At 50.4% G+C, this 20,949-nt stretch carries 21 protein-coding genes; 1 reads left to right on the plus strand and 20 read right to left on the minus strand.

What is annotated here, in order from left to right; genetic code table 11:
* Window positions 1-3: 3 nt before the first annotated feature.
* The 19 genes from dnaG to ACFQ88_RS14610 all read right to left on the minus strand — a co-directional run bounded on the left by dnaG (window position 4) and on the right by ACFQ88_RS14610 (window position 16,342).
* On the minus strand, window positions 4-1,836 hold the full coding sequence (gene dnaG, locus ACFQ88_RS14520) for a DNA primase (RefSeq protein WP_239627025.1): 1,833 nt from the start codon (window positions 1,834-1,836) through the stop codon (window positions 4-6).
* Window positions 1,837-1,876: 40 nt separating this feature from the next.
* Window positions 1,877-2,338, minus strand: a complete 462-nt coding sequence (locus ACFQ88_RS14525; protein WP_379454575.1) for a YaiI/YqxD family protein — start codon at window positions 2,336-2,338, stop codon at window positions 1,877-1,879.
* A 95-nt stretch (window positions 2,339-2,433) separates the two neighbouring features.
* On the minus strand, window positions 2,434-3,246 hold the full coding sequence (locus ACFQ88_RS14530) for a pyruvate, water dikinase regulatory protein (RefSeq protein WP_239627029.1): 813 nt from the start codon (window positions 3,244-3,246) through the stop codon (window positions 2,434-2,436).
* A 194-nt stretch (window positions 3,247-3,440) separates the two neighbouring features.
* The gene (gene recO / locus ACFQ88_RS14535; RefSeq protein WP_379454576.1) at window positions 3,441-4,187 is read right to left on the minus strand and encodes a DNA repair protein RecO; all 747 of its coding nucleotides are present in this window, start codon (window positions 4,185-4,187) and stop codon (window positions 3,441-3,443) included.
* A gap of 29 nt (window positions 4,188-4,216) precedes the next feature.
* A complete protein-coding gene (locus ACFQ88_RS14540; RefSeq protein ID WP_379454577.1) occupies window positions 4,217-4,363 on the minus strand; it encodes a YqzL family protein in 147 nt (48 codons plus the stop codon).
* Window positions 4,364-4,523: 160 nt separating this feature from the next.
* Window positions 4,524-5,435, minus strand: coding sequence for a GTPase Era (era, locus tag ACFQ88_RS14545; protein ID WP_239627035.1), 912 nt, complete (start codon window positions 5,433-5,435; stop codon window positions 4,524-4,526).
* Window positions 5,432-5,851: a cytidine deaminase gene (gene cdd, locus ACFQ88_RS14550; protein ID WP_239627037.1), complete on the minus strand. Its 420-nt coding sequence runs from the start codon at window positions 5,849-5,851 to the stop codon at window positions 5,432-5,434. The genes era and cdd overlap by 4 nt, the downstream gene beginning before the upstream one ends.
* Before the next feature lie 19 nt (window positions 5,852-5,870).
* Complete coding sequence (locus ACFQ88_RS14555; RefSeq protein WP_239627040.1) at window positions 5,871-6,560, minus strand: diacylglycerol kinase family protein; 690 nt, start codon at window positions 6,558-6,560, stop codon at window positions 5,871-5,873.
* 8 nt (window positions 6,561-6,568) lie between these two features.
* Window positions 6,569-7,141: an rRNA maturation RNase YbeY gene (ybeY, locus tag ACFQ88_RS14560; protein ID WP_379454578.1), complete on the minus strand. Its 573-nt coding sequence runs from the start codon at window positions 7,139-7,141 to the stop codon at window positions 6,569-6,571.
* A 3-nt stretch (window positions 7,142-7,144) separates the two neighbouring features.
* Window positions 7,145-9,397 carry an HD family phosphohydrolase gene (locus ACFQ88_RS14565; protein WP_379454579.1) on the minus strand — a complete coding sequence of 751 codons (2,253 nt, stop codon included), beginning with the start codon at window positions 9,395-9,397 and terminating at the stop codon, window positions 7,145-7,147.
* A gap of 38 nt (window positions 9,398-9,435) precedes the next feature.
* Complete coding sequence (locus ACFQ88_RS14570; RefSeq protein WP_379454906.1) at window positions 9,436-10,410, minus strand: PhoH family protein; 975 nt, start codon at window positions 10,408-10,410, stop codon at window positions 9,436-9,438.
* 31 nt (window positions 10,411-10,441) lie between these two features.
* Window positions 10,442-11,623 (minus strand): sporulation protein YqfD, encoded by a 1,182-nt coding sequence (gene yqfD, locus ACFQ88_RS14575; protein WP_379454580.1) that lies wholly within the window; start codon window positions 11,621-11,623, stop codon window positions 10,442-10,444.
* 14 nt (window positions 11,624-11,637) lie between these two features.
* Window positions 11,638-11,916, minus strand: coding sequence for a sporulation protein YqfC (yqfC, locus tag ACFQ88_RS14580; protein WP_239627054.1), 279 nt, complete (start codon window positions 11,914-11,916; stop codon window positions 11,638-11,640).
* A 187-nt stretch (window positions 11,917-12,103) separates the two neighbouring features.
* The gene (locus ACFQ88_RS14585; protein ID WP_379454581.1) at window positions 12,104-12,613 is read right to left on the minus strand and encodes a hypothetical protein; all 510 of its coding nucleotides are present in this window, start codon (window positions 12,611-12,613) and stop codon (window positions 12,104-12,106) included.
* 33 nt (window positions 12,614-12,646) lie between these two features.
* Window positions 12,647-13,639, minus strand: a complete 993-nt coding sequence (gene floA / locus ACFQ88_RS14590; RefSeq protein WP_239627058.1) for a flotillin-like protein FloA — start codon at window positions 13,637-13,639, stop codon at window positions 12,647-12,649.
* Window positions 13,640-13,713: 74 nt separating this feature from the next.
* Window positions 13,714-15,105 carry an NfeD family protein gene (locus ACFQ88_RS14595; RefSeq protein ID WP_379454582.1) on the minus strand — a complete coding sequence of 464 codons (1,392 nt, stop codon included), beginning with the start codon at window positions 15,103-15,105 and terminating at the stop codon, window positions 13,714-13,716.
* A gap of 156 nt (window positions 15,106-15,261) precedes the next feature.
* A complete protein-coding gene (locus ACFQ88_RS14600; RefSeq protein WP_239627062.1) occupies window positions 15,262-15,705 on the minus strand; it encodes a GatB/YqeY domain-containing protein in 444 nt (147 codons plus the stop codon).
* Between the two features lie 12 nt (window positions 15,706-15,717).
* Entirely contained in the window at window positions 15,718-15,891 is a 174-nt protein-coding gene (gene rpsU / locus ACFQ88_RS14605) for a 30S ribosomal protein S21 (RefSeq protein ID WP_010491812.1), read from the minus strand.
* A gap of 106 nt (window positions 15,892-15,997) precedes the next feature.
* The gene (locus ACFQ88_RS14610) at window positions 15,998-16,342 is read right to left on the minus strand and encodes a histidine triad nucleotide-binding protein (RefSeq protein WP_239627064.1); all 345 of its coding nucleotides are present in this window, start codon (window positions 16,340-16,342) and stop codon (window positions 15,998-16,000) included.
* Window positions 16,343-16,824: 482 nt separating this feature from the next.
* Here ACFQ88_RS14610 and ACFQ88_RS14615 point away from each other — a divergent pair, with 482 nt between their 5' ends.
* Window positions 16,825-18,780, plus strand: coding sequence for an FAD-dependent oxidoreductase (locus tag ACFQ88_RS14615; RefSeq protein WP_379454583.1), 1,956 nt, complete (start codon window positions 16,825-16,827; stop codon window positions 18,778-18,780).
* A 3-nt stretch (window positions 18,781-18,783) separates the two neighbouring features.
* Here ACFQ88_RS14615 and ACFQ88_RS14620 read toward each other — a convergent pair whose 3' ends face one another.
* Entirely contained in the window at window positions 18,784-20,946 is a 2,163-nt protein-coding gene (locus ACFQ88_RS14620) for a stalk domain-containing protein (RefSeq protein WP_379454584.1), read from the minus strand.
* Window positions 20,947-20,949 lie beyond the last annotated feature (3 nt).

Here is a 20,949-nt window from a genome sequence, read left to right on the forward strand (position 1 = left end):
GAACTAGGATGATTTCAATTGCTTTTCTAGGGAAATAATCTCAATGCCTATTTGTGCAGCACGTATGATATCCCCTGAACGTTCTGCGGAAATCATTTCTTCTCTTTTTCGCTCAATTAGCTGCTGCTGCGGATATTTTTTTATTTCCCGGATGTAATCGTCGATGACTTGATCGTTGACCCCGTGAGAATTGCCCATCATCGCAATAGAACTCGCCAAGCTTTCCAGCTCGGCTTCTTGAAGCATAGCAATAAAGCTGCTTGCGTTCGGCTCGAAGCCTTGTGCAAAATAAGCGTACAAATAAGCAGCCAGAGCCGCGTGCGCATCTACGTTAAACTGGTCCCCCAGCTCCCGCTCCACCTGCTGTGTTACTTCCCGGTCGTACATCATGATGGCCAGGAGCTGGCGTTCAGCATTATGATAAGCTAAAGATAAGGAAGGACTTCGCTCTCGAGGTGTTCCGTCATTCATAACATTATTCCACGCTTTGTCTTTATTATCCCCGAACCTGTTGTTTTTTTCCGCTTGGAGTCTAATTTCATTCAAAGTTTGAAGCGCCGCTTCATAGGAATAACGAAATTCGGATGACAGCTCTCTAACGTAGTGCTCTCTTTCAATTGGTGAAGGAATATCGGCAATAATTTTGAGCGCTTGCTGGATGTACCGAAGCTTTTCTCCATCCTCTTGCAGTTTGAAATTTTTGCGAAAATAAAGAAGTTTATATTTGATCGACGGTACGGCAGCTTCAATCACTTCCCGTACGAATCGTTCAGAACCGTTACTTGTAATATACTCGTCAGGATCTTGCCCGTTCGGGATCATTGCAATCTTGACAACGCAGCCCGCTTTTTCGAGAATCGGAATGCTCTTGTAGGCAGCGGCCTGACCCGCGGAATCGCCGTCATAGGCGACGATAACCTGATCGGCTTGCTTGCGGATGACCTCTGCGTGCTCTTCCGTCAAAGCCGTTCCCATGGTGGCAACGCCTGTCGTAACCCCCGCTTCCCAAGCCTTGATGACGTCTACATATCCTTCGAACAGCACCAATTGCCGGTATTTGCGGATATGAGGCCTGGATAAATGGATATTATACAAGCTTCGGCTTTTGTAAAACAGCATGGATTCCGGGCTGTTCAAATATTTCGGCTGCACATCTCCCATCGCCCTGCCGCCAAATGCTATCAGCTGGCCCTTCCAATCATAAATCGGAAACAGGATCCTGTCGCGGAACTTGTCGAAATAACCTTGGCCGTCCTGCCTAGAAGAGATGAGTCCGCCTTTTTCCATTAAAGGTAAAGGAAATTGCCTCCGTTCGAGCAGCTGGGTCAACGTATCCCATTGGGTAGGAGCGTAGCCGATGCCGAACGTTTCGATAAGCTTGTCGTTCAAACCCCGTGATCGTAAATATTGCAAAGCCTGCTTGCCCTGCTCGGTATTCTTCAATATATATTGATATAATTTGCCGGCAAGCTCGTAAGCTTCGAGGAGCTTCGTCTTCTCCGGGTTTTGCTCGGAACGGCGATCCGACCTCGGGTCGATTCCGATATCCAGATTGGCGTCCTTGGCCATTTGACTGATCGCTTCCGCGAAGGTGTATCCTTCCATCGCCATCAAAAACTGAATAACGCCGCCTCCGGCTCCGCAGCCGAAGCAATGATAGATTTGCTTTTCAGGTGTGACGGTGAAAGATGGCGTTCTCTCCGAATGAAAAGGGCAAAGCCCTTTCATGTAGTGGCCCTGCTTGCTTAGATGCACATAGCGGCCGACGACATCTACAATATCATGATGCTTCAGGACCGCTTCAATGATTTCTTCAGGAATGCGTCCGTTACTCATCCTATCCACCTTCAATTCCATTAACACGTATTACTATTCGCTACCTCTCCGCAATCTCCTGCAAGGATATCAAAAGTTTTGTCAAAGAATGTAGAAAAAAATGTCGATCCTCGTCGGTAAACGGTTTCGGCCCTTTGGAATGCTTGCCTCCGCGCCGCTGCTTCGCCTGCTCGTGCCTCCGGTCCAGCAAAAAATCGATTGTCCTGTCGCTGTATTGCTGGCCGCGGTTGGAGAGAGCGATGGCTTTCTTGCCGAGAGCAAGAGCCGCAAGCCCGAAATCCTGCGTCACCAGAATATCTCCGGGAGCTATCCGGTTTGCAATATACAGATCGACCGATTGATCGGAACGATCGACTTGAACAATCTGCACGCCGTCCATCGGAGACAAGCGATGATCGAAGGAAGCAACCATCACCACATCGACATGAAACTGCGCCGCAGCTTTGACGATTTCCGACTTTACCGGACAAGCGTCGGCATCCACAATGATTTTATGAGTCATAATTCAAGTCCTATCGAATTCGTACTTAAGTACCACCGTAATATTATATACGATGAAGAAATAAAAAATCCTGCTCCCCATCGGGAAAAAACCGTTTATCGGCTTTGGAGCAATTCGATGATCAAACTCGCCGTTTCTTCGACAGCCTTGTTTGACACATCAATGATTCGGCAGCCCAGCCTTTTCATGATTTTGTCGGCAAATGCGAGCTCCATATTGATTCTTTCGACATTTGCGTACATTGCATCCTGAGGCAAGCCGAGCATTTTCAGTCGCTCCGAACGGATCACGTTCAGCTTCTCCGGAGTAATGCGAAGCCCGATGATTTTCTTGTTCGATACGGTGAACAGCTGTTCCGGCGGCTGAATTTCCGGCACCAGCGGAACATTGGCGACCTTGAACTTTTTGTGGGCCAAATACATGGACAACGGGGTTTTCGACGTTCGCGATACACCGACCAGCACGATATCGGCTTGCAGCACGCCGTTGAAATCTCTTCCGTCATCATACTTCACCGCAAATTCGACCGCTTCGACCTTCTTGAAATAATCTTCATCCAGCGGATGTATCATGCCCGGCTGATGGCGCGACTCCTGCTGCAGCTTCTTCTCAAGCGAGCCTATGATCGGCCCAAGCAAATCAATGTATTGCAGCTGGCTGCGAATCGCCTGCTCGACCAAATAATCGCGCAGCTCCGGGATGACGAGCGTAAATACGATGATTCCGTCCCTTTGCTTCGCCGTTTGGATGAGTCTGTCGATTCCCGCCCTGTCCTCCAAAAAAGGAACGATGCGCATATCCACCGGCTGAGGATAAAACTGCACCATGGCCGCGCGAACCACAGCCTCCCCCGTCTCTCCCGCAGAATCGGAAGCAACGTAGATTATCGGATTCGTTTGTTCCCCCATGATCAACCTACTTTCTTTAGACAAGCTACTATTAATACGTATGTAACAGCGATTTGTTTCGCTTGCTTGAACAGGATTCCCTCTTCAAACAAAAAATTCCCGCCGGCATAAAGCATAAAAGAGGGTGCCGGACGAGAAGTCGTCTTTAATGTTAATATATTATATTACCAAACAGCAAGATTAATGTCAAAGCTTTATACGCCGTATTTCTCCATTTGTTCGAGAAAATGGCGAGATTTCAAGTTGAGCCCGATATGAGCGTCAAAATAGCTCCGCATCAGTTGCTTTAAAGCCTGCTTCGTTTCAGGCTTCACATCGATTTGTCCCAGCCTGCGGATGTCGGCTTGGGCAAAAATGCGCAGCAGCTTCAGCATGCCGGCCGACAGCGGGATTGCTTGAGGGTCTTTGCCCCGGCAGCGGTCGCATAAGATGCCTCCCATCCCTGCACTGAACCGCATATCTCCTTGCACCGACCGGCAGGAAACGCATGCATCGAGCTCCGGCAAATAACCGGCATGCATCCATATTTTCATTTCGTACATGAAGCCTATAATCTGCATGTCCTTATCTTCTTCGAGACCTTGCAGCGCGGCTCTCAGCTGCTCAAACAAAAAAGCGTTAGCCTCCTGATCGGCCAGCATCCGATCGGTCAGCTCCGCCATGTAGGAGGCATAAGCCGCTTTATACAAATCGTCCCGGATCCGGTGATGCGAATCCGTTATTTCCGCATGGTTCAGCGTACCCAGCTGCCCTGACTTGAAAAATAAATAATCGCCATACGTAAACAGCTGGGCAACGGATGCATAGCGGCTTTTCACTTTCTTCGCTCCTCTGACAATGACTGCCATCTTGCCGAATTCGAGCGTAAGCAAAGTGATGATTTTATTTCCTTCCCCATAATCCATACTGCGGATAACGATCCCCTGTACTCTGTATTGCATCGTCCGTTCCCCCATGCCTTGACCAAAGGTTATTGTAACCCGTCTGCATCGTCCGGCGAAGACTCCTCCTTCAATTCAACGTCGGAGCTATGCTCATCAAACGGAATTTCCTTGTAAAGCAGGTAAGCATCCACATTCCCGGTCATCGAAAAATACTTCCACGAAAAATCTCTCATGTGTATCCATCTCCTCTCCTGAGCACTTCACTATAAGAAGGTTACTTAATAGCTAAGGCAAAAGGATGAACAATATTGTCGACATCATTAGGATGATACGTTTGAGGTGGAAGTATGCCAAGTAATAACTGGCATGGAATGCAAGATGCTCACCAGCCTGCTATTCGTTGCGGAAGCCGAGATCGCGCAGAACGCGCTCCTGGTTGCGCCAGTCCTTCTTCACTTTGACCCATAGCTCCAGGAAGGTTTTCGAGCCGAGCAGCGCTTCGATATCCTGCCGCGCCTTTTGCCCGACTTCTTTCAAGAGCGCTCCTTTTTTCCCGATAATAATCCCTTTTTGCGAATCCCGCTCCACGTAAATGACGGCGGAAATATGTACGACTCCGTTCTCGGCCACTTTCATATCCTCAATCGCGACGGCAATGGAGTGCGGAATCTCTTCGCGGGTCAAATGCAATATTTTCTCGCGAATCAGCTCTGCGCAAACAAACTGCTCCGGATGGTCGGTGACTTGGTCAGCAGGATAGTATTGAGGGCCCTCCGGCAAAAACTTGACCACCTGTGCAAGCAATGTGTTTACATTGTTTCCTTGAATGGCGGAGATCGGAACGATTTCGGCAAAAGGATACAAATCCTTATACGTTGTAATGATCGGCAGAAGCTCTTCCGGCTGCACCTGATCGATTTTATTCATGACCAGAATGACCGGGGTCTTGATTTTCTTCAAATTCTCGATAATGAAGCGGTCTCCTCCGCCCAACCCTTCCACAACATCGATCAGAAATAAAATGGCGTCCACTTCGCTCAAGGAGCTTTCCGCCACCTTCATCATATAATCGCCCAGCTTGGAAGACGGCTTATGGATGCCCGGCGTATCGAGGAAGACGATCTGTGCTTCATCCGTCGTATACACGCCGTGGATTTTGTTGCGGGTCGTTTGCGGCTTGTCCGACATGATCGCGATTTTTTGCCCGATCACCTGGTTCATCAATGTGGATTTGCCTACATTCGGCCGGCCTATAATAGCTACAAAGCCTGATTTAAATGCTTGTTTATTCGAATTCAATGTCATTTACGGTCAGTTCCTCCATTAAGATCATTCATTGTAAAAGCTCCCGGCAGAAGCGCGCCCACGGTCGTTTCGGCAATATCCCCTTTCGTATTCGCCAAATACACCGGCATATCCGGACGGCACAATTCAACAAGGACCTGCCGGCAAACGCCGCACGGCGTTATCGGAAGCGGAGTGTCGCCTATCACGGCCAATGCTTGAAAAGACTGCGGGGCTTCTCCATCGGCAACCGCTCTGAATAGAGCAGTCCGCTCAGCGCAATTCGTAGGGGAATAAGCCGCGTTCTCGACATTGCAGCCCAAATGGACCTTCCCGCTGCTATCCAGAAGCGCAGCCCCCACCTGGAAACGGGAATAGGGTACATAAGCGTTTTGCATAGCTTGCTTAGCTAACGCGACTAATGCTTGCCGATCCATAAGACTCATCCCCATTCGATTAAATGTGTACCAAGTAATAAGCCAGCACGGATACGAAGCTCCCTATTACTGCGCCCAATAGCAGCGCGGGAAAGCCTCTCTTCCGTTTATCGTATAATACCATCATGACCAAAAAGGCCAATAAATACGCGAGCAGCGCAATAAAGGTGATGGTTGCGTAGCAAGCTATAAAGGTCGCAACTGCAAAAGCAAGTGCCGAGAGCAGGCTCGGCTGCACTCTTTTTCCTCCCGAGGAAAATCGGGTCTCCACTACAATTACTGTCAAAGCGACCAAGCATAACAGGATCCAAATCATTCCCGCGGAAAATACCGGACCTTCCTGGCCCTTTACATTGCGGAACAGCCGGTCGACCGGCTCGTAGAACACGATCATGCCGACAATAGCGGCAAAAGCCGCAGACACCAGTACGGAGGCTGCGGCCACATCCTTGGCTATTTTGGCCAGCGGATGGCGGTCCGGCATGGCAAGGTCGACGGCCTTTTCGACAGCCGTATTAATCAACTCCGTTACGATCATCATCGTAACGGCAAGTAAAATAAACAGGATTTCCAGCTTATGAAGACGGAAGAACAAAGCCATCACCAGAACGACGAAAGCTGCGAAAAAATGGAACTTCATGTTCCGCTGCGTGGCTAATGCATACTTGACGCCCTCATATGCGAAGCGAAAGCTCCTGTGCCACTTCACCTGCGGTCTCACCGGGTTAATCCTGCCTGCTGTAAAATGTGCTCCTGCTTAGCAAACATGACTTTCTCTTCCTCTTCGCTCTGATGGTCGTAACCGATCAGGTGCAGGAAGCCGTGCACGAATAAGAAACCGAGCTCCCGATCCACCGAGTGGCCGTACTCCTCGCTTTGCTCAATCGCCCGAGGAACCGAAATGATAATATCGCCGAGCGGCTCTTCAAATGCTTCGTATTCTTCGTCTTCATCATGCTCGTCCTGGTCGTCATCGTCACGACCGTCCGCATCTAGGGCACGGCTGTCTTCAAGATCTTCCTCTTCCATTTCGCCGAATACGATCTCGATTTCGTCGTCACCCATCTCCTGCATCGCGAAGGACAGCACGTCCGTCGGCTTGTCGAGGCCTCTGTATTCCTTGTTCAGCCGGCGAATTTCATTGTCGTCGACAAAGGTCAGAGCAACCTCTCCATCCCGTATATTCTCAGCTTCGCCTGCAAGCTGCAGAAGCTGACGGAGCTTCACAATCAGCTCCTCCGAAACAGGAAATTCATTTTGTTCGTTGTTCCATTCCAGCCGCAAGCTCATACGTTAACTCCTTTTTCCCTGCTTAGCCGCCCCGTCCTGATTTTGCGCGGGCAGATCGTTAGGGTATTCGATTCTCGAATGAAAAATGCCGAGCAGTGTTTCGTTCAATATTTTGGCGACAAGATCCAGTTCTTTGATGGTCAAGTCGCATTCGTTGAATTGCCCGTCGTCCAGACGGCTTTTGATGATTTTGCGTACCATCGTATCGATTTGCTCCAGCGTCGGACTGCGGAGCGAGCGCACCGCGGCCTCCACACAATCCGCGATCCCGACTATCGCCGCTTCCTTGGACTGGGCTTTCGGCCCAGGGTAACGGAAGTCCGCTTCCTCCACCGGCTTCGGCTCGTTCTCCGCTTCGGCGATTTTCTTGGCCTTGTGGTAAAAATATTGCAGCAGCGTCGTACCGTGGTGCTGCTCGGCAATATCCCGGATCGGCTTCGGAATGTTGTAATCCTTCAGCATCTCGACACCGTCCCGCGCATGAGCCACGATAATGGATTTGCTCAAGTTCGGATCCATTTTGTCGTGAGGGTTCTCGATATTCGTCTGGTTCTCGATAAAATAATTCGGGCGCTTCGTCTTGCCGATATCGTGATAGTAAGCCCCTACCCTGCACAGCAGCCCGTTAGCACCGATAGCTTCGGCTGCAGCTTCCGCCAAATTGCCGACCATGACACTGTGATGATACGTGCCCGGCGTTTCGGTCAGAAGCTTGCGCAGCAGCGGATGGTTCGGGTTCGACAGCTCAACGAGCTTTAACGGCGAAAGAATGCCGAACGCCGCTTCGAAAAAGGGCAGCAGGCCGATGACAAACACGGCTGTAAGCAATCCGCCTCCGACGATGAAAGAAAGCGCGAACAACATCGTCTGCTTCGTCTCATGATCATCCAGCAGCAATAACGATGCGATGCACACCATGCCCAGCAAGGAAACGATGATCCCCGCCTTTAGGATGGAAGACCGCTGGCTGGCGCGCTGGATCGAGAAAATAGCGGCAAAGGACGTTACTAGCGTAACGAGTCCATACCGGAAGTCAAACGTCTGCTGATGATCCGTGTTGAAGATGACGCTCGCCATTACGCTGAACAACACCGTGGATATAAACGCAAGATTCGTATCAAGCAATATCGCAATCAGCATCGCACCGAGCGCGGTCGGAGCCAAAAAGCCGATATACGGGTAATCCAGGTTTTGTACGAGCGAGAACAGCTTCATTCCAAGTATATTGATAAGCATTATAAGAACTAACATTAACAGCTGGGCGTTGTTCTGGCTTATCGCCAAGCTGCTCTGCTTGACGAACATATACATGACGAGCCCGAACATCATGGTAATGAGCAAAAGCCCTATTTTAGGCCAGTAGCTGGTATCGTCCCTGAGCATCTCCAGCCCGCTTAAGCGCTGATATATTTCCTCGGTAATAATGTCGCCCTTTTTCACGAGTACATCGTTCTTATTGATGAACACCGGCTTCACATTATCTCGGGCATGTCCCTTTGCTTCATCGGTGCCTTTCTGATCGAAAAACTTGTTCGGCGTAATAGCCGCTCTTACCAGCTCGAGCACAATTTCGCGCGTCGTGCTTTTGGTCAGCGTCGAAGTGTTGACGAGCTCGGCCACCTTGGCCCTTGCAGTCTGCGCATCCATTATCTGATCGTTCATAAGCCGGGTCACGATATCTTTGGCAACCGGCTCCATCGCGGTCAAATCCTCTTTGGCCACCCGCGGCAGCTTATAGTAGGTCTCTTCCGGTATACGGTACTGCTGCTCGCTGATTTTCTTGCGCATTTCCTGCAGCATCGGCTCGTTGTATTGGCCGCTTGCGGTATAAGATTTGGCTTGCTTATCCACATGATCGTCAATAATATTTTGAATGACCGTCTTGAAAATATTCACTTTATCGCCAAGCGTTACTTCCGTATCCGCATTGATTTGCTGCAGCTTCTCGAACATCGCCTCGATGATCATTTCGTTCTTCAAGGCAACGATCCGGTACACGGGCTGCACCCGCTGCGCCGCATCCTCTTTGGCCTTCTCCGTCGCCACTGCGTTTTCCACAGCCCTTGGAGCGAGCAAATCCTTCTCGGCCGTAGAGCCTAGCTGGATATCGAACGTCTGCGGAATCAGCTTGCCCATTAATGCCGTATAGAAAATGACGACCAGCACAAGAAACAGAAGAAAGCGCACAGGTGCGCTATATTTCCAGCCTGCCAGCCGGTATTGAAACTTGCCTTGAATGGAAACCTGGTTTTTCATCCCGAAAGGTCAACCCTTTCTTAGCTTATCCCCATGTTTTAACGGTCGAGCTGTTTTTCTTTATCCTCATTGTAAGCGACAATAATCTTTTGAACCAATGAGTGTCTGACCACGTCCGCTTCAGCAAATTCAATCATACCAATTTCTTCCACATGCTTCAAGATACGCTGCGCTTCTACAAGACCGGACGATTTTCCGCGAGGCAAATCGATCTGCGTCACGTCTCCGGTAATAACCATCTTCGAGCCGAACCCGAGCCGCGTCAAAAACATCTTCATTTGCTCCGGCGTCGTATTCTGCGCTTCATCCAAAATAATAAAGGAATCGTCCAAAGTTCTGCCGCGCATATAAGCCAGCGGTGCGATCTCGATGAGCCCTCTTTCGAGCGATTTCACTACTTGCTCCGGCCCCAGGACGTCATTAAGAGCATCATACAATGGACGTAAATAAGGGTCAACCTTTTCTTGTAAATCCCCGGGGAGAAATCCCAGGCTCTCTCCGGCTTCCACCGCTGGCCGGGTCAACACGATCCGTTTGACCTTGCCCTCCTTAAGTGCCGATACGGCAAGCACGACGGCGATATACGTTTTCCCCGTTCCTGCAGGACCGATACCGAACACAATATCTTTCTGCTTGATCGTAGACACATACTGCTTCTGCCCGATCGTTTTCACCCGGATGGGCTTCCCTTTATGGGTAGTAGCGATGTCCCCTCTAAAAAGATCCAGCAGCTGATCGGCTTTCATTTGCTTTGCAAGCTCGATTGCGTAATGAATGTCCCGCTCGTTCAGTATGTAATTGTTGCGCACAAGCTCCAGCAATACCTCGAACAGCTGCTGCAATGAATCCAGCTCGCCCGGCTCGCCTTGAATGACGATCTCTTCTTCGCGGGAGCGGATTTTGGCAGAGGTCTGCTCTTCGATCAGATGCAGGAACTTGTCCTGCGGTCCAAAGAGCGCCAGCCCTTCCGCCGTATTTTTCAGTGATACTTTCACGATTCGTGCGTTGTCGATCAACAGGCCTCTTCTCCTTCATGCGAACGCGTTATGGAACGATAGGTTGCTCTGCAGTGATAGATTCTTCCACTTCCAAATGTACTTCCATATAAACTTTACCATTCTCCGTCTTTTCATGCAAAATTTTTTCGCCTATCACCTTGGCATCCTTGCCTGCTGACGCGATGATTTCTCGCTTAGCCTGCTCCAAACCGAGCTTTCTCGCCTCTTCCTGATCCAGCGTCCGTTCCAGCTGCCGTACCTCCATTACGCGTTCTTTAAGCCAGCCTACCGGCAGGACCCAGTTTCTCCACTGCAGCGTTTTCCGTTCCCCAATCGTTTCGAATTGATCGAAGGCGAGCTTCCCGTATCCCGTTAGCTGTAAGGCCCGGTTACCGAATACAACATATTGCCGCTCCTTCGTCTCGCCTGTGTAAGCCTTATATTGATGAACAAGCGGTACCTCCACCTTCGGGGTATACCACACTAGACCTCTTACCTCTCCGGACGCCACAACCGTCTGGCGGTTTACATCGTCGCCGATGACGCCGGATATAAGGATGTCCCCTTTTCGGACATACGTATTCTGCTTAACGACAGGCTTCCCCTTCTCCGCCAATATCGAGGTGACCATCGCGTTTTTCGATGCAACCAGGTGTCGCGGGCTGAGCAGAGGCGGCTTCTCCGGTATCGTTGCTTCCACCACTTTGATCACGATATGCGTACCGTGAATTTCAACTCCGACCCATGCGGTGCCGGGCAGATGGGTTTGAATCGTCTTGGCCAATGTTTCCGGATTTTTCAGGCGATGCTTCCACTGCATTTTATATACTCCCTGTTCTTTGGCCGCCTCCAGGATTTGCTGCGTGCTGAGCAGCTCATTACCTTCGACGCGCACCTGCCAAACGATCGACGACAGTAAATATAAGCCAACGACAAACCCGATGATGCCGATGGCGAAAATTTTTCTTTTTTCCAGCCGGTCCAAGAGAAACGGCATCCCATGTCTTTCCTTGACATGTACGCGACAGCCTGTCTTGCGCAGCAGCGGACGAAGACGAAAAAAATCCTTGATCAGGATGAACAGCTCCGCACGGGACTCGTCCAACAAGCGAATGTCCCACACTGTCATCCGCTTTTCCGTCAATTCATTGATCAGCCGATCGATTCGTGCCCCTCTGACATCAACCCTGACATATCCTCGCAGCGATAAGAGAAACGATGATTTCAATGTCGAACACCTCTTTACGGGATAATTTTTATGTCCTCTATAACCCCTTCAATGAACACTTCTTCCGATAAAATCGCCCGAATCACCAGCTGTTTGCCTCGTACCTCCAGGCTCCCCTTGGATAGCGCCAATCGTAAATAATCGCTGGAAAAATGCAGTACGCCCCGATGATTTTCAATGTACAGCTGCATATTCCCGATCATCGTCATTCGAGGCAGGTCCATTACGACATCTTGGGGAAGGTCCAGCAGCTTGGCGGTGAATTGGTTGAATCTTCGTGTCAGACTGCGCATACGGTTCCCCCTCAAGGCATGAATTTGGCCGCGAATAACGCAGCATAGGCTATTTACACCATATGCTGGAAGGACGGCAATTATGAGAGGTGGAAGAACGTATTGCATGATTCTAAAAAACAAAGAAGCACCGGCCCCAACCTGTGTTGGAGACCGATGCTCTTATCGCTTTTATGGGTAAGGCTATTTATTTTTTACCATACGGCTTCTTCGCCCGCGGAGGGCCTAGAATTTCGGCCCAGACTACCGCTTGCGCCAAAGTATCCTGTTTAATCGGCTGCAAAGAACCCTCTTGCTTCGGCTCGGATGGCATCCCCCACCTCTCCGACGGCAATTTGCGCGTTCGCAGCGCCTCCCGAGAAGACTCCCGCCTCATATCGCGCTCTGAAACGCCGTTATCAACCGTTTGAGGCCCTTTAGCCATTTCTTGAAGTCTAGGTTCCCTCGCTTCCTTAGGCTGCTCAGAACGAACTACAGGCTGTCGTGTTTTGGTAACGGCCGGCTGCTGCTTGACCGGCTTTCCCCAGCCTCCGCTTCCACTACCGCCTCCTCCGAAAGGAGGCATCGATTGCTTGGGGGCAGACTTGTTCCCCCCATCGCCAGAACGTGCTTTCACATTTTTCCAAATGTTATTAAGCACAATGAAGATAATGGCGAGAATAAACCAGTTTTTCAACAAAAATTCTATGATATTCATGCCGGCACGCTCCTTCGATGCAATCTGGAGGCGTTATTCCTGCTCATCGCTTTTGCCGCTGTCGCTGGTTTTGCCGCCGATAGAAGAACGCATTTGCGTGTCGGCGTCGATATTTTTCAGATTCATGTAGTCCATAACGCCAAGCTTGCCTCCGCGCAGCGCTTCCGCCATGGCGAGCGGAACTTGAGACTCCGACTCCACTACTTTCGCCTTCATCTCGACAACTCGGGCTTTCATCTCTTGCTCCTGCGCAACCGCCATCGCACGGCGCTCTTCTGCTTTCGCTTGCGCAATACGTTTGTCTGCTTCCGCTTGCTCCGTCTGCAGGTGGGCGCCGATATTTTTGCCTACATCCACATCCGCGATATCGATGGACAAGATCTCAAATGCCGTACCCGCATCCAATCCTTTGCCAAGCACTGTCCGGGAGATCATATCCGGATTTTCAAGCACGTCTTTATGCGATCCGGACGAACCGACCGTCGTAACGATCCCTTCACCTACACGAGCGATGATCGTCTCTTCGCCGGCGCCGCCGACAAGTCGTTCGATATTGGCGCGAACCGTGACCCGTGCAATAACTTTAACTTCAATACCGTCTTTTGCTACAGCGGAAACGACCGGTGTTTCGATAACTCTCGGATTAACGCTCATTTGTACCGCTTGAAGCACATCACGACCGGCGAGGTCGATAGCAGCCGCCCGTTCGAATTCCAGATGAATGTTGGCGCGGTGAGCCGCGATCAGCGCATTGACGACACGATCCACATTACCGCCCGCCAGGAAATGGCTTTCCAGCTGATTGATCGTAACGTCCAGTCCGGCTTTCGTCGCTTTAATCATCGGATTGACGATACGGCTTGGAATAACGCGGCGCAAACGCATAGCAACCAGCGTAATGATGCCGATCCGTACGCCCGATGCCAACGCGGAAATCCACAGCATGATCGGTACGAAGCTTAAGAATACGGACAGCGCAATAATGATGATGGCCGCCAACAAAAAGAAATACACAATGGGATCCATAAAAATCTGTACCTCCAGTAGGTTTATTTTGACCGGTACAAGCCCGGCAGTTGCTGCAGCGTCATCTCAACGCTTTAGTGCACGATTTCATGAGCTTCTCTCACCACGATTCGCGAGCCTTCCACCAGAACGACGACTACCGGTTTGTTGACGGCAATAAATTCGCCCGAGGTGACGACATCGATACGTTCCTCCCCTACGGCTACTACACCCGCAGGACGAAGAGGAGTAAGCGCGACGCCGGATTTGCCCAGCAAATCGCTTCTTGTAGTCGAGGAGGTATATCCCTGCTCCGCGGTGAGCTTATCCTTCAGAATGAATCGGTTCCAGACTCCGCGATGCTTGAAGATTCGGATGAAAATAATGACGACGATAATGGCCAGTACGCTGGCGATCGTCAGGTTTAATGCAGCCTGCTTCGTGCTGTAGGCCGCCATGACGACGCTGCTGAATAAGCTGATGATGCCAAGTATCCCCAAAATACCAAAGCTGGACACGAAAATCTCGATGATCAGAAGGACGACGCCGATAATAAAGAGCGCGATTTCCTCCACCCCCGCAAACCCGACGATATAGTGGCCGAAAAAGTAAAGCCCGAAACCGAGAAGCCCGATAATTCCCGGGATTCCGAAGCCTGGTACGAACAGCTCAATCACAATTCCTGCAATTCCGATGAACAAAAGTAGTGTAGCTACCACTGGTTGGGTCAAAAAGCGCGAAAGCTTCTCCGCTGCGGACGGGTTCAGATGAATGACCGGGTGCTCCGCAGCGCCGATGAACCGCACCACTTCATTCAAATCGGCTGCCTTCGTTTCGGCGTACCCTACCTTCACCGCGTCGTCAGCCGTTAAGGAAACGAGCTGCCCTTTCGGCACCGTCTTGTTAATCGCTTTCAGCTCAACACCCACGTTTTTGTCGACCATGGCTTCGGCAATTAACGGATCCCGTCCTCTAAGCTCAGCCGCGGAGCGCATTTGACTGGCCCAGTGCGAGATGACCTTGACATTGTCAATCTCGCTGCCGGAAGCGTCTACAACCGCAGCCGCACCCATAGTGCTTCCCGGTCCCATGGCAATTTTGTTCGCATTTAAGGCAATGTAGCTTCCCGCAGACACCGCCCGGCCATGAACGTAAGCTATGGTCGGTATTTTGCTGTTCACGATCAGCTTCCCAATCTCTTCTGCCGAATCGACTCGTCCTCCTAGCGTATCGATGTCCAAAATAATGTACATCGCATGCGCTTCCTCCGCTTCCTTGAAGGCTCTTTCCAGAAACCTCTGCAGCCCGGTTTCCACCGTCTGGTGCACCGGAATGACCACGACGGGAGCCGAGAGCGGAACCGAAGCGGTTGTGCCTTTGGTGCTGTCGGCCGCATACACCGCTGCCAACGGCATCAGCAGAAGCACCGTCAGAAGCAGCAGAAACGCCAATCTGAATAGCAAGGAGCCAGGCTTGGCAATCGACATCTGCAAATGACCTCCTTTGAACCATTTTCCAACTATCCATAAAATACTACGTAAAGCATAGCCTATTCGATTCAAACATGCAAAATATTCCTGGAAGCTATGAAGCTGGCAGCACAAAAAAAGAACATCCCCCGAAAGGAATGTTCTTTCTCACTGCTATGATAAGAGTTGTTGAACAGCCTGATTGACAATCTTGCCATCAGCCCGTCCCTTCACCTTAGGCATTAATGCACCCATGACTTTTCCCATATCCGCTTTAGAAGAAGCACCCACTTCTTGGATGGTCTGCTGTACAATGGCTTTTACTTCTTCCTCAGATAACTGTTGCGGTAAGTACTCCATCAGAATTTCTATCTCTGCCTTAACGGTAACGGCCAAGTCTTCACGTCCGGCCTTTTCAAATTCTTGGAGGGAATCTTTGCGCTGTTTGATCTCGCGACTCAAAACGTCAAGTACTTCCTGGTCATCTAAGGTTTTACGCTGATCTATCTCAATATTCTTGATAGCTGCACGAACCATACGGATTACGGTGAGTTTGAACTTGTCTTGGCTCTTCATCGCAAGCTTCATATCTTCGTTTAATCTCTCGCTTAAGCTCATCGATTAAGCCTCCTAGAACTTTCTCTTACGAGCAGCCTCTGACTTCTTCTTACGTTTCACGCTTGGCTTCTCATAATGCTTGCGTTTCTTTACCTCCGCTAATACGCCATCTTTTGCGATGGAGCGCTTAAAGCGACGAAGTGCAGCATCTATAGTTTCATTTTTGCGAACTCGAGTTTCTGACACCAGTTTTCCCTCCCTCCGAACAGACCGTCCAAGACGAAAAAAGCGTTCATCAAACCTCATTATATGGTATACATAAACTAGGTGTCAACCTAAGGAAAAAGATTCTTCACTTGGCGTTGAGCGGACCTAATTTCTCCCCAGCTAACAGGTGATAATGAATATGAAAAACTACTTGTCCTCCGTCTTTACCGCAGTTATTGATGAGCCGGTAGCCGCTTTCGGCCACACCTTCCTGTCTGGCAATTTCTTGGGCGGCGCGATGAATTTCACCGATCAAGCCCCAGTCGCCGGGCTCAACATCGTTCATGGTTGCTATGTGTTTCTTGGGAATGATCAAAATATGTACGGGAGCGGCAGGCTGAATGTCGTGAAAAGCCAGTACGTGCTCATTTTCATACACTTTTTTGGAAGGAATTGATCCTTCAACAATCTTACAAAATATACAATCCATGACGGGTTGTCCTCCCAGCTCCATAAACTATGACGGTTTATTATTGGCCTCTAAACACGGTCGCTTCCTATAAAAGAACCCCGATAGAAGTTTTTCTCCTAATAATATACCTAATTTTCGCCAAAAAAGAAACTGTACATCTAAAGATTTGTAAAAGAAATGCAAAGAATAGGATACAAAGCGGGTTTTCGCCGATTGAATCGAATGAATGTTCTTTCTTTGAGACGTTGATCCGTGTGAAAATCAGTTGCCTGAGTCACCTGCTCCATTCATTGAAATGCGGAGTCATCGATGACGGTTCAGGGTAAAAAATAAGCAAAGATACGGGATACGCCGCTTTGGTTTATTTGGTGTAATAGCGGGCTGCCGCTGATGCGCAAAATAGACGAAAACCGTGAAAAATAAAGTGCACCCACACTTCTAGACTACCAGTCTAATATTATGTATAATGGAGCCGAAAAGAGTTGTGAGGTGAGCTTGAGATGAGCCGGTTGATGAGGGAGGCAACGCGTAAAAAGCGGGAGTACATGGCTGAGGTTGCGCTCCGGCTATTTATGGAACGAGGCTACGAGCAGGTTTCCGTCGACGATATCATCGCCGCTACGAATACATCTAAAGGAACTTTTTATCATTATTTTCAGGGAAAAGACGAAATATTGCGCGAAATTTCACGCAAGCAAATGAACACGATTACCGAATGGGCTGTTAAGACACCCTCACAGGTGCAATCGTTGGAAGGACATATTACCAAGCTTTTTTTAGACTTGTCGTCCAATATTCAAGCTTACCCGCGTCTCGTGCGGAGTCTGATCGCTTTATCGCTGCAGAACGAATCGGTGAAAGCCATAGAGGAGGAACAGTATCAGCTGCTTCATGAGCGGCTGCTTCGCTGGCTGCCCGATCCGAACAAGGTCCGGCTGCTGATCACTTCGTATAGAGGAACTCTATGGATGTGGTGTACGCAGGAGAATAAAGAATTGCCCGCTATGATGCGCAGCAACCTGGCTTGGGTTTGGTCAGGTCTACGTTCTGAACAACATGAACCATCCATCTCGGTAGAAACGGAGCAAGCCGGTATGCATAAAACTTGGCTTGCGCACAGCGCTAAGGAGGAAGTAAAAATGAGAGTAGCAATTATTGGCGGCGGATTAGCCGGTTTGACGGCAGCCGCATACTTGTCGGAGCAGCACGGTGTAGAAGGAATTCTATTTGAAAGAAGTCCTCAGTTCGGCGGCCGCGCATTTACATATGAAAAAGCCGGCTTTACGCTGAACTACGGCGCGCACGCCGTGTACGGCATCGACCGTCATGAGCTATCGGCTATGGAACGCGAGCTGGGGCTGTCGTTCAGCTCCAAGCAGGTGGATAAGCGCAAGGTCATGTATGCCAAGAACGATCACCTGACACCCGCTCCGCTGGATTTCGTCAATCTGATGAAGACCGAGCTGCTGAATACGATGCAAAAGGTTCGCTTCGTCGGTGAAATCGCGGCGATTATCGGCAATATCCATAACTTGAAAAATTACGATACATTGGGCGACTATTTGGCCCATTCCGATGCGGATGAAGATGTCAAAGAGCTGTGGGAGCACTTGGTATGCTCGAACTTCTTTATTGCGCCGGAGGAAGCCCGCAAGGTTCCTGGTTCTGTAATCAGCGAATATTATCATAACCTGTTCTTGTCCAGCCGGCCTGTAAACTATGTTCTGGGCAGCTGGGCGGTCATTACGAATCAGCTCCGTCAAAAAATCGAAATTTCCGGGCGCTGGGAGCTTGCGCTTCAAGAAGGCGTCGATGCCATCCGTTACGAGGATCGGAAATTTATTCTTAAAACGAAAAACCGCGAGGAAGCGTTCGACCGTGTTGTCTTCGCGATGCCGGTACAGCAGACGTGCAAGCTGCTGAAAGGGACTCCTTGGGAACCGTTCCTGGCTCCATTCGAGAACAATACGGCAACCGAGGTTATGGTATACGATATCGGTCTGAAGCGTGTCGTCGCCCGTCCATTCTCCTACATCAGCGATATGGATAATAAAATGTTCATAAGCGACGTTTCCGCTACGGATCACACGCTGGTTCCGGATGGAGGCCAATTGCTGCAAGGTATCGCCTACCTCAGCGATTCGTTCGGCGATGAGCAGGAGCGCAAAGAATATTTGGAAACCAAAACGAAGCAAATGGAGAATTTGTTCGATCACTATTATCCGGGCTGGCGCGATGAAACAGCTGTAAAACGGGTATCCAAAAAAGCAATGGTTTCGAGCGTTAAAAACATTGTAACGAACGAGCTGCTTCCAACCCGTCTGGATCATGTGCCTTTCTATTTCTGCGGCGACGGCTGCGTCGGGAAGGGTGAATTGGCGGAACGAGCGTTTTCGAGCGCCCGTCAAGTCGCGAAGTCGATTATCGAGGATGTTAAAGTTCCGGCCAGAGTATAAAAATTATAGGATGGACGCCACAAGATTGGCTATCCATGCCGCGGCTGCCTGCATCATTTTGTGAACCTGAAGCAGTGCGGCTGCCACATAGTGGAGCCAACCCGATTCTTGAGAATCGGGTTTTTGCTCGTTTGCTGGTATAAGTGGAGCGGGACTATTGGTCGGCTGCGGCCCGGCTATGGAAACCGCTCCGTCTTTGGCGGCAGCGGATGCGCTGCCGCCGCTCTTCATTTGGACGGTTCTTGTCTTGCCGTCCCACTGCAATTGTCCGCCGAAGGCTTCGCCGATAAACCTCGCCGGTCCCATAGTATAGCCGTTGACAAGCAAGGCGGGTACCTCCAGCTCAACGGTTTTGCCGTTCACGACAGCTTGCTTGTCGCCGACCTTCAAGGAGACGCTCGTATTCCCCTTGCGCCCCGTTGCCGTCTGGGTAGCGGCATCCCATGTGACGGTCGCCCCCATAGCTTCAAAGATGGCGCGCAGCGGCGTCAAAGTGCTGCCATTGCGAATGACCGGCGGCTGCTCGAACGATTGCCGTTTGCCGTCCAGCGTAACCGTAACCTGTGATGACAGCGGCAGCGACTTGGACGCAACCTTGGTGCCGCTTCGATTGTACACGGTCAGCTCCAGCCGCGATCCTTCCGGAACTTGTCCTGCATCGAGCTCGAATCCGAAAGGCGGATTGGTTTGTGACTTTACCACGCTCCCGTTAATGGCATAATCCACTTTCCCGATATATATATCCGGTATTTTGATCCAAGGCGTTATTTTCGTTTTTTCGGTGAATGTATTGCCGCTATCAGACAGCTTTATATGGCCTGCGCCATCCGCAGGCTTGGCTCCCTGTTCGACCTTCGTCAAATACAACGGGCTCGAAACCATTGAGCTGTACAGCTTCTTCATCGCCTCGTTCGCACCAAGCAAGTAGTTGTTGCGGGATTCCCGGTCCTTCAAATCGACGTTAAAATAGGTGATCGACTTCAACCGGGGATATTTCAGCGGCATAATCTCATACAGCCGATGCAAATTCAGCAGCCCATAATCGGTGAACGATTCCTGAGGAATGTGAGCGTAATGGGACACGGCTGTTTCGCTGATCATCAGCGGCTTGCGGTCCGAATAAGTCTTGTACAAGTAATCCAGCCTTTCAACCGGGCTGGTCGCCTGCATATTCCCCTGCTTCGGATCTCCGTTCTCATACGGCTCCGTATACATGCTGACCCCTACCCAATCGACATATTCGTCGCCTGGATAATAGACATCCATGGAGTAAGCGGGAACGTCGCCGGGACTCCAAACCATCGCAACGTTCGGCGCTTCCTCCGCCATCACATCGTGAACAAGACGGAACTTCTCAATATACTTTTGCGGATCGCCGTGCCACACGACCCAATTGCCGTTCATTTCGCTAGCATAACGTAAAAAGATAGGAATTCCGCTCGCCTTGGCCACGCGTGCCCATTTGCGCAAATAGTCGTTGTCCTGCACGGAGTCCAAGCCGTTGCTCGGCTCCCAGGCTATTTGCAGCGCGGCCCCCGCTTCCTTCGCCCTTGAGGCATAGGCTTGCGGGAACGGTTTGTCCAGCTGAGAATAGGCCAAATACAGGGCGTGCTTTTTCCCGTAGATCGATTCGGAGCGTGTAAAATAATTTTGCATTGCGGGGTCCTGCTCGGAATACATACCGATATACGTTCCGTATTCCGGCTCGAACTTCGCCAATTTGCCGTTGGCCGGTGCCGCCTGCTTTTTCAACAGCTCCGTATCCTGCGTACTCATGTAGACATCTACAATCGTCCGTATTTGCTCGGCGCGCTGCAGATCGACAGCTCCCCAATCCTTTCCGTCCATCAGCCAATATTTGTTCTCCAGCTCGTAGTAGCGGATAGCATTGTCGTAATCTTGAATACTGTCAAAGTATTCGTCCAGTCTTCCGCAGAACAAAGCGGCACTATGCCAGTCCTGTATTGAAGCATAATGCTCCACAAGAAATTGCCAGTGCGGCACGGCACCTGCAGGGTTGCCGCTGTTGACGGCGGCATCCGCGGCCTGCCAGCGGTCCCATATCGGGTCCGCCTCCGCTTGGGAGCCCCCGAGCAGCAGCCCGGCGGCCAAGGACAATGCAGTGAGCCCTTTGAGGCAGCGATTCGTCCATTGTCGGATATTCATAAT

Origin of the sequence: Paenibacillus sp. NPDC056579 (assembly GCF_042793215.1) — a bacterium.
Lineage (GTDB): Bacteria > Bacillota > Bacilli > Paenibacillales > NBRC-103111 > Paenibacillus_S.

What these genes read in the sequence shown, in the direction of transcription:
- ybeY (WP_379454578.1), bottom strand. Translation starts at nt 7,141, where the DNA reads ATGAGCTTGCGGCTGGAATGGAACAACGAACAAAATGAATTTCCTGTT.
- ACFQ88_RS14565 (WP_379454579.1), bottom strand. Translation starts at nt 9,397, where the DNA reads ATGAAAAACCAGGTTTCCATTCAAGGCAAGTTTCAATACCGGCTGGCA.
- yqfC (WP_239627054.1), bottom strand. Translation starts at nt 11,916, where the DNA reads ATGCGCAGTCTGACACGAAGATTCAACCAATTCACCGCCAAGCTGCTG.
- ACFQ88_RS14615 (WP_379454583.1), top strand. Translation starts at nt 16,825, where the DNA reads ATGAGCCGGTTGATGAGGGAGGCAACGCGTAAAAAGCGGGAGTACATG.
- ACFQ88_RS14540 (WP_379454577.1), bottom strand. Translation starts at nt 4,363, where the DNA reads ATGAGAGATTTTTCGTGGAAGTATTTTTCGATGACCGGGAATGTGGAT.
- recO (WP_379454576.1), bottom strand. Translation starts at nt 4,187, where the DNA reads ATGCAATACAGAGTACAGGGGATCGTTATCCGCAGTATGGATTATGGG.
- dnaG (WP_239627025.1), bottom strand. Translation starts at nt 1,836, where the DNA reads ATGAGTAACGGACGCATTCCTGAAGAAATCATTGAAGCGGTCCTGAAG.
- ACFQ88_RS14530 (WP_239627029.1), bottom strand. Translation starts at nt 3,246, where the DNA reads ATGGGGGAACAAACGAATCCGATAATCTACGTTGCTTCCGATTCTGCG.
- ACFQ88_RS14610 (WP_239627064.1), bottom strand. Translation starts at nt 16,342, where the DNA reads ATGGATTGTATATTTTGTAAGATTGTTGAAGGATCAATTCCTTCCAAA.
- ACFQ88_RS14595 (WP_379454582.1), bottom strand. Translation starts at nt 15,105, where the DNA reads ATGTCGATTGCCAAGCCTGGCTCCTTGCTATTCAGATTGGCGTTTCTG.
- ACFQ88_RS14620 (WP_379454584.1), bottom strand. Translation starts at nt 20,946, where the DNA reads ATGAATATCCGACAATGGACGAATCGCTGCCTCAAAGGGCTCACTGCA.
- era (WP_239627035.1), bottom strand. Translation starts at nt 5,435, where the DNA reads ATGACATTGAATTCGAATAAACAAGCATTTAAATCAGGCTTTGTAGCT.
- ACFQ88_RS14600 (WP_239627062.1), bottom strand. Translation starts at nt 15,705, where the DNA reads ATGAGCTTAAGCGAGAGATTAAACGAAGATATGAAGCTTGCGATGAAG.
- cdd (WP_239627037.1), bottom strand. Translation starts at nt 5,851, where the DNA reads ATGGATCGGCAAGCATTAGTCGCGTTAGCTAAGCAAGCTATGCAAAAC.
- ACFQ88_RS14585 (WP_379454581.1), bottom strand. Translation starts at nt 12,613, where the DNA reads ATGAATATCATAGAATTTTTGTTGAAAAACTGGTTTATTCTCGCCATT.
- ACFQ88_RS14525 (WP_379454575.1), bottom strand. Translation starts at nt 2,338, where the DNA reads ATGACTCATAAAATCATTGTGGATGCCGACGCTTGTCCGGTAAAGTCG.
- floA (WP_239627058.1), bottom strand. Translation starts at nt 13,639, where the DNA reads ATGGATCCCATTGTGTATTTCTTTTTGTTGGCGGCCATCATCATTATT.